Annotated in this window: 3 protein-coding genes; 2 read left to right on the top strand and 1 reads right to left on the bottom strand. The window is 46.0% G+C overall.

The window, feature by feature from the left end:
- Positions 1-87 precede the first annotated feature (87 nt).
- Together IQ242_RS14190 and IQ242_RS14185 are read left to right on the top strand one after the other, a co-directional pair.
- On the top strand, positions 88-3057 hold the full coding sequence (locus tag IQ242_RS14190; RefSeq protein ID WP_193960410.1) for a peptidase domain-containing ABC transporter: 2970 nt from the start codon (positions 88-90) through the stop codon (positions 3055-3057).
- A 103-nt stretch (positions 3058-3160) separates the two neighbouring features.
- The gene (locus tag IQ242_RS14185) at positions 3161-4930 is read left to right on the top strand and encodes an HlyD family efflux transporter periplasmic adaptor subunit (protein ID WP_193960409.1); all 1770 of its coding nucleotides are present in this window, start codon (positions 3161-3163) and stop codon (positions 4928-4930) included.
- Here the strand turns inward: IQ242_RS14185 and hisA are convergent.
- A complete protein-coding gene (gene hisA, locus IQ242_RS14180; protein WP_193960408.1) occupies positions 4927-5688 on the bottom strand; it encodes a 1-(5-phosphoribosyl)-5-[(5-phosphoribosylamino)methylideneamino]imidazole-4-carboxamide isomerase in 762 nt (253 codons plus the stop codon). The genes IQ242_RS14185 and hisA overlap by 4 nt on opposite strands.
- Positions 5689-6124 lie beyond the last annotated feature (436 nt).

Genomic DNA, 6124 nt, shown 5'->3' with positions numbered 1-6124 from the left:
CGATTATATAGCATTTCCTTGCAACACTGGGTAAACCTAGTCTTTTCGCCTAATTATTTGCCAACCTAGTCAATTTTCGCCCAGCCAATGAGTTATACCACTTTAGATTTTACCGCCTTTCTGGAGACTGTACAGCCCTTTGATCGCCTGCCCGTCGAGGTTAGACGTTCCCTCGGCCAGAAATTACAACCCTTTCGCTATGAGATGGGCAATGCGATCCTCAAGTGCGACCGCTTACCCTCCCACCTCGTCTTTCTCTACGAGGGAGAGGCCAGACTTTTGGGTTACGATGCTAGGGTTAACAATCCGTTGCCGGTTACTTTGGCTAAATTGCAGCCGGGCGATTTATTCGGGTGGATCAGTCTCCTGCGCGGTAGCCCCTGTGAAACGGTGATCGCTTCTTCGGAAGTCACGATCTGTTTAACCTTAAAACAAGAGGATTTTTGGTCTTTAATCAATAATTACCCCGAATTTAAGGAAAATTTCTTTGAACAAACCTCGATCGCCGAAGTTTATGCCCTCCTAGGCTCCTATCTTAATCAACAGGCATGGGGTGGGGGGGACCTGAAAGAAATTGCTCAGGCTCTTTTAAACAAAGCTTGTGTGTCCTACGACCAGATTAACGATGATTATCTCTGGTTAGTCAGCGAAAATACTGATAATTATCCTATCGGCACAGTTATCACCCAGAATAATCTGACTAACACCCGCTTATTAGGTCTTTCCTCCGCTCAGTTAGACGAATTCTTGACAGTTGCAACCGAAGCGGCGGCGGAAACAGAAACAGATGATATCTGGGAAACCCAAGTCATCAAGGGAAATAAACCCACCCAGGTATTAGATATCCCCCAAGGAAGAATCAGCGACATCACCAGCGATATCGACCTTGAAAAAACTGTCCAGAAAAACCGCAAGTCATATCCTTTTTTCGGGGGAAAAACGGAACTAGAGGCGGTGAGTGCCTGTTTTCAGATGCTCTGCAAATATTTTAATATCCCCTTTCGCAAAGACGTGATCCAACGCATCCTAGGGGATCAACTGCAAAGAACTGGCAGCCTTTCCCTGCCCCTGTGTGGGGCTGTGGCCGAGGTAGTGGGACTCCATAGCCAATTAGTACCTTTACCTGCTACTTCCTTGCCCAATATCAACCCTCCTGCCCTAATTCGCTGGCAAGACAGCATCGTTATCCTCTACGAAATCAATCAACGGGAAACCACGATCGCTGTTCCCCAAAGGGGGATAATTAAACGCAAAACCAGCGAATTTCTGGAATCTTGGGACGAAAAAGGGGAAGTAATTCTGCTCAAACCCACCAAACACACCCAGCAACAGCGTTTTGGCTTATCATGGTTTTGGCCTTCTGTCAAGAAACATAAACGAGTCTTAATAGAAGTTTTTATTGCTTCTTTCTTCGTGCAGTTATTTGCCCTGGCCAATCCCTTGATGATTCAGGTGATCATCGATAAAGTGATCGTGCAGAATAGCCCGGAAACCTTGAATACCCTCGGGGTTTTCCTGTTAGTAATTGCCGTTTTTGAGGGAATTTTAACCTTTTTGAGAACATCCCTTTTTGTCGATACCACTAACCGCATCGACATGACCCTCGGTTCAGAAATTATCGATCACCTGCTGCGCTTACCCCTGAAATACTTTGAACGGCGGCCAGTGGGGGAAATTTCGACAAGAATCAACGAATTAGAGAATATTCGGCAATTTTTAACAGGTACAGCCCTAACGGTGGTGTTAGATGCCATTTTCTCGGTTATATACATCGTGGTTATGTTGATCTATAGCCCGATTTTAACCTTCTGGGCCCTGGGAGTCGTGCCGATTTTAGTTCTCTCCACAGCTATTTTCGCACCAATCGTGCGGCGACAACTGCGAGCAAAAGCCGAACGAAACGCCGAAACCCAATCCTATCTCGTGGAGGTAATGACAGGAATTCAAACGGTGAAAGCACAGAATATCGAATTGCGTTCCCGTTGGCAGTGGCAAGAACGTTATGCGCGCTATGTGGCCGAAGGTTTTCAAACGGTAATGACCTCAACTTTGGCTGGTTCCTTTAGTCACTTCTTTAACCAATTATCGGGTTTATTAGTGCTTTGGGTGGGAGCAGCCCTAGTTTTAGACGGACAACTCACTCTTGGTCAATTAATCGCCTTCCGGATTATCGCTTCCTACGTTACCTCGCCGATCCTGCGTTTGACCCAACTCTGGCAAAACTTCCAAGAAACTGGCTTATCCCTGGAAAGATTAGCCGATATCGTCGATACTCCCCAAGAAGCGGAACTTGATCGCCAAAATATCCCCATGCCCTTAATTAAAGGCACTGTCACCTACGAAAACCTCGCTTTCCGCTTCAATCCCCACGGACCACTGCAACTATACAACGTCAATTTAGAATTCCCCGCCGGTACTTTTGTCGCTTTGGTGGGGGAAAGTGGCGCCGGGAAAAGTACCATTACTAAATTGTTAGCCCGTCTCTACGAACCAGAATCGGGAAGGATTCTCATCGATGGCTACGATATCAACAAAGTGGAACTCTATTCCCTCCGTCGTCAAATCGGCATGGTTCCCCAAGAAACCCTATTATTTGACGGTACGGTACAGGAAAATATCGCCCTGACTAACCCCGATGCGACTGTGGAGGAAATTGTCTCGGCAGCGAAAACGGCGGCGGCCCACGAATTTATTATGACCCTGCCCAATGGCTATAATACCCGCGTCGGTGAACGGGGGGCATCCCTATCGGGGGGACAACGACAACGGGTTGCGATCGCTCGTTCCGTCCTGCAAAGACCGCAAATTCTCATTCTTGATGAGGCCACCAGCGCCCTCGACTATAACACCGAACGGCAAGTGTGCCTGAATCTCAAAGAAGCTTTCAAGGATCATACGGTCTTCTTTATTACCCATCGTTTAGCTTCGATCAAATCCGCCGATATTATTGTCATGATGGATAAAGGGACAGTAGCGGAGGAAGGCACCCACGAGGAATTAATGGCCAAAAAAGGCCTTTACTATACCCTCTATAAACAACAGGATTCGCAAATCTAGTCAGTCGGTCGTCAGTTATCAGTTATCAGTGATCAGTGATCAGTGATCAGTTATCGGTTCACTGATAACTGATCACTGAAAAAATAAATATAGGAGAATCTTCATGGACGGTAATTCTAACAACGGTCAAAACGGCAACGGCAATGGTAAAAGCGATGAACTGACCCAAGCGGGTAAAAACGTGGCCACTACCACGAAAAATAAAAGTATTACCCCTTCTTTACCCACTTTCAGCCCACCGGAACAATCGGTGATCCTGAAACAATCACCCATTTGGTCGCGGACGATTATCTGGACATTAATGAGTGTCACCACTGTCGCTTTAATTTGGTCAGCGCTCGCCAAAATCGAGCAGGTGGTCGGCGCTCAAGGACAACTTAAACCCCAGGGCAAAGTCCAAGAAGTACAAGCACCGGTGAATGGGGTAGTACAGGAAGTTAAAGTTAAAGACGGCGATCGAGTTAACAAAGGTGATGTACTGGTTTTAATGGATTCCAGTGCCTCGCAAGTGCAGTTAGAATCTTTGAAAAAAATTCGCGCCACTGCCGAGAAGGAAAATCAATTCTATCGTCTCTTAATGGCGCAGGATCTGACACCGGCACAAGTGGAAAGTTCGATCGCTCAATTAAAATTACCGAGCGAAATCGCCGATTTAGCCCGTAATCGTGCCGCTTTAGTGGCGGAAAATCAACTTTATCAAGCACAGGTCAGTGAAGGTGCTTCTAGCTCTGCTTTACAAGGGGATCAATTAGCCCGTCTCGCGGCTGCCCGACGGGAGGCCAATTCTCGACAAGCGGCCGCTAGATTGGAAATGGAACAATTAGAAAAACAATTGGCCCAAACCAGGGTACAGTTGGCCGATGCCCGCTCGCAATTAATCAAAGATCGTTTAGTCTTAGAAGAAATTAAGACTCGTAATGCCAATTCGATGAAACAGGGCCAAGAAAGCTTGGATATCGAGCGTAATATTCTTAAGGATATTGAACCCTTGGGGGAAGAAGGAGCGATCGCTCGTTATCAGATCAACAAGCAAAAACAGTCGGTCACTGACCGTCAAAATGAATTGCAGCAGCAAGAGGCTAATGGCAAAATCGATCGAGAAAAACAAGAGAAAGAAGTACAAACCCGCATCGCCGAAATTTCCCGCCTGGAACAGGAAGAAAAGCGTTATTCCCTGTTGATCTCCCAAGCGGGAGAAAAGCTGATTAATACCACAGTAATCACCGAAAAAGATGTGCGCGATAAAATGGCGGACAATTACAAACGGATCGCTGAAATCGATAGTCAGATCAGTCGCATTATTATTGATAACAACAAGCGCATTGCTGAGTTAGATAGTCAAATTAGTCAAGCACAACAGACGATTAAATATCAAAAAATTACCGCCCCCATCGGTGGTGTGGTCTTTGATCTCAAGGCGCGGCCTGGGTTTGTTCCCCAACCGAGTCAAGCGGAAGCATTATTAAAAATTGTTCCCGATGGCTGTCCCACCCAGATCAAAGATGCCGCTAAAGGTTGTTTAGTGGCAGAGGTGGACGTGACTAACCAAGACATCGGTTTTGTGCGCGTGGGACAAAAGGCTGATATTCGCATTGATTCCTTTTCTTACAGTGAATACGGCGATATTAAGGGAGAAGTAATCTCGATCGGTTCCGATGCTTTACCTCCCGACGAAAATCACCGTTTTTATCGGTTCCCTGTCCGGGTAAGCTTGAACAGTCAAGAGTTAGTTTTGAAAGATAAATCCACTCTGCCGCTGCAATCGGGGATGTCCGTGAGCGTTAACATCAAAGTCAATGAAAATCGCACTGTTTTGGGACTATTTACCGATATGTTCAATAAACAGGTGGATACTCTCAAACAAGTCCGTTAAGCGAAAAAATTCGGGGGTAGATCCTGCCAACGGCCTGATCCGATCGCGCTAATCGCTTCCGAGAGGTTCACTGCACCGGTATAAAGGGCGCGGCCTACGATTACTCCCGTTACTCCCAAAGGTTCCAAAGACAATAAACTCAGTAGGTCCGTCAGGGAACTAATGCCCCCAGAGGCGATCACGGGAATTTCGACAGATTCGGCTAATTCTCGCAAAGCTGCGAGATTTGGGCCAGAAAGGGTGCCATCTCGATGAATATCAGTGTAGATAATCGTGCTGGCTCCTCTTTTTGCCATATCTTGACCAAGAGCGATCGCATCTACCGCAGAAGTTTCTAACCAACCCCTGGTGGCAACTTTGCCATCGCGAGCATCAATACCGACAATTATTTGCCCCGGAAAGCTTTGACAAAGTTCGCTGACTAATTCGGGCTTTTCTACGGCTACTGTCCCGACAATCGCCTTTTCTACCCCGATTTTTAGGAGATTACTCACCGTTTCTAGATCTCGCAGTCCACCCCCCACCTGTACGGGAATGGCAATATCATTAAGAATTGTTTCAATAGTTGACAAATTAACCGATTTACCCTCTTTGGCTCCATCCAAATCAACTAAATGTAATCTGGTTGCCCCCTGATTGACCCATTCTCGCGCCACTATTGCGGGATTATCGTTAAAAACCTGCGATTGTTGGTAATCTCCCTGATAAAGTCGCACACATTTGCCATCGAGAATATCAATAGCGGGGATAACTTCCATGTTTTTCTCAATATCTAACTAAAGAGCGTTTTTTATTATATAGTACCAGCCGTTAGCCTTGTCAGTTATCAGTTATCAGTTATCAGTTATCAGTTATCAGTTATCAGTTATCAGCTTCTGAAGGCAAGAGGCAACAGGCACTCGTGCAAAAGACAGAATCTGACAATTCTCCTACCTAAAAAGAAGGTTAGAAACTAAGCACATCAAAGCTTTTAGCTTAACCAATTAGGTCTGAGATTCGGCCCTTGTTATCAGTTTTGAGTCTGACAGGGGAACAATCCCTCTCAACGCATTGTCCACAAAGATTTTGGGTTCTTCGTTACTTGGTATGGTTCGATAGGGGGGCATAAATCGACTAAACCCTTATCTGGCAAGAGACCTAATTGATTAGTTCGCTCTAGAGCAAAAACAATTGACAAAAATCGCTAAATGCCTT

Source organism: Microcystis sp. LEGE 08355 (assembly GCF_015207185.1).
GTDB classification, from domain to species: domain Bacteria; phylum Cyanobacteriota; class Cyanobacteriia; order Cyanobacteriales; family Microcystaceae; genus Microcystis; species Microcystis panniformis.
Note: the sequence above shows the minus strand (reverse complement) of the source record. Positions and strands in the feature narration are given on the sequence as shown.